Origin of the sequence: Microbacterium sp. (assembly GCF_043427715.1) — a bacterium.
Lineage (GTDB): Bacteria > Actinomycetota > Actinomycetes > Actinomycetales > Microbacteriaceae > Microbacterium.
Genome location: NZ_JBHWTD010000044.1, coordinates 1 through 2538, shown reverse-complemented (window position 1 = coordinate 2538; position 2538 = coordinate 1). Strand labels below are relative to the sequence as shown.

Genomic DNA, 2538 nt, shown 5'->3' with positions numbered 1-2538 from the left:
CGCTGCCCGCCGGCGGCGCAGTGCGCGGGATCGCGGGGATGGTCGGCATCGCCGGCGGCGCGAACATCGACGGTGCCGGCGGCGCGGTCACCGTGTCGGCGCTCTCGGCGGTGGTTCCCGCGGCGGCTTCGGAGGTGCCGCCGAAGGGGGATGCCGGGAAGGTCGACGCCTCGGCGGAGGGGGCACGCCACCGGGCTGTTCCCCATCCCGCGACACTCGCCCACACCGGGAAGAGCAGGATCCCGAGGATGAAGTGCCCGGTGCCGAGACCGAAGCCGCGATTCAGGCCCCGCATCATGTTGATCTGGAGGACGAGCATCAGCGCGGCGTAGAGCAGCCAGAGCAGTGTCGCGGTGAGTCCCGCGCCGATCGCCGCTCCTGCCGCACCCTCGCCGCTGAAACCCGCCTCGATGACGGCTGCGGCGGCGATACCGGCGGCGATCGTGCCGCCGACGAACGCGACGATTCCGGCGACGGCTTGGACGACGGCCCACCAGCCCTTCATGCCGGCCAGCTCGAACAGCGTCCACATGTTGACGACCGGCACCCACGCCTTCCAGGTCGCCTGCCCGGCCTTGCGGAACACCGCGCTCAGCGCGAGTGCGAGCCACACGTAGAGACCTACGGCGACGAGGAGCTGGAGCAGGGAGCTCAACAGTCCCAACCCCGCCGACGCCGCCCCGAGGGCCGCGGCCGCCGAACCCGTCTCACCGGCCTCGATCATCGCCGTCGTCGATCCGCTCACTGTTCCTCCTCGACCCCACTACCGTAACGACCTGGTTCGCATCCGTCAGCCGCCCACCCTATCGGCGTGCCGGTCGTTGTGGACGTGCGCGCAGCGACCGCAGGGACACCCGGGCCCGCAGTCGCGACCAGAACGTCCCCTCGCCCGCGAGTCGGGCCCGTTCGGCGTCGACCAGCCGCCAGAACTCGGCGTTCTCGGCCTCCGTCGGGGGCGCGACGTCGAAAACGGAACGGTCCGCCCAGGTGGCCATGCGCCGGGGCGAGCTCGGATCGCCGCCGGCGTACAGCGCCGCGAGCTCCTGCCGCGTGTGGGCGGCGGGCACCGGGTAGCCGTGGTCGACGGCGGTGTCGACGAACTCCTCCCAGCCGCCGGTGAAGCGTGTCACGACATCGGGGGAGCGTCGCCGTGAGCGACGCCTGACGGCCTTCACGAGGACGATCACCAGAAGCGGGCCGATGAGCACGACGAGGACCGACAGCGAGATGCCGGCGACACGGAGGGCGCTCCACAGCGCCGACAGGTCGGTGGTCTCCTCGGCGACGTCCTCATCGCGCGCTGTGCCCTCTGCCGGGTTCGCCTCGGGCGGCAGCACCTCTTCGGCGTCGTCGTCGCGCACGTCGGTGGGGTTCTTGGGATCCTGACGCTGCTCGAGATCGGGGGAGGGGAACACCTCGTGCTGGGGGGTGACGTCGATCGCCACCCACCGCCCTTCGGCGCCGCGCACCTCGATCCACGCGGCGAGGTCGCCGCCGCGGCAGGTGCCGTCGTCGTCGCACACCGGCAGGTCCTCCGCCGAGGCGAGACGGGTGCCGACGACGATGCGGGTGTCGAAGCCGAGCTGATCGGCGATCATGGCCGCCGCGACGGCGAACTGCTCGTCATCGCCGACGCCGGCGACCAGCTGCGGGTCCGGCGCATCGCCGAGCTCGACCTGACGGTCCAGGAGCTGATCGAAGAGGTCGCCGATCCGATCGGTCGAGTGCCCGGCCCGACTGGGCTGGAAGTCGGGCGCGCCGAGATCGCTCAGCCACGTCGGGGGGTTTGCCGTGTCGACGGCGAGGGCGTGGCTGAGGTATCCGCGGGCGCGGAGGCGGTCGATCAGCTCGGCGAGTCCTGCCCCACCGGCGGGTGCCGCCTGTGCGTCGATCCATTCGCGGAGGCTCTCCGGCACGATCGCGTCGTCCAGAGACGGCCCGTTCCGCAAGGGGGTGAGGGATGCCACGTCGGCGCCGGTCTCCGGGGCGGCGACGCGGAGGCGGTACGCGTCGCCGTCGCTCAGACCGGGCTCGGCCAGCTGCACGGCGGCGCCGGTGGCGGTGTTGTGGAAGAAGCCGTCGGCGAGGTCGGCGGCGCGCGGTCCCTCGAACGTGATCTCTGCGAGGCTGCCCGCGGTGGGCAGCCAGATGCCCTCGAGGGCGCCGATCGTGACGGCGACGTCGGCGATCGCGCCGGCTCCCTGATCGATCGCCGACGGGACGCGGATGAAGGCGGTGGCGGGATCCTCGTCGCCGGTGGTGGGATCGACCGCGCGGGCGGTCCGGCCGTCGAAGAACGGCAGCGTGGCGAGCCGTATCCGCTCCACCTCTGCGGGAGCGGCGACGGTGAACAGTGCCTCGTCGTAGGCGGTGTCGTCGGTGAACGACGCGCGGTACTGCGCCAGCGGGCTGAGGGTGCGGGCGATCTCCACGACCGGGTCCACCCCGCTGCGGGCGACCTCTCGGGGCGCACCGGCGAGCGCCCACGGTGCCCATGCCGCCGCCGCGGCGACCGCGACGAGCACCATCGACCCAGGC

Annotated in this window: 1 protein-coding gene and 1 pseudogene; both read right to left on the bottom strand. The window is 72.7% G+C overall.

Features of this window, described 5'->3' with window-relative positions; genetic code table 11:
- A pseudogene (locus ACHFGS_RS04770) lies at positions 1-745 on the bottom strand (hypothetical protein); the annotation flags it as partial.
- Between the two features lie 58 nt (positions 746-803).
- Positions 804-2538: transglutaminase-like domain-containing protein (locus ACHFGS_RS04765; RefSeq protein WP_394289223.1), on the bottom strand; the 1735-nt coding region annotated here is incomplete at its 5' end.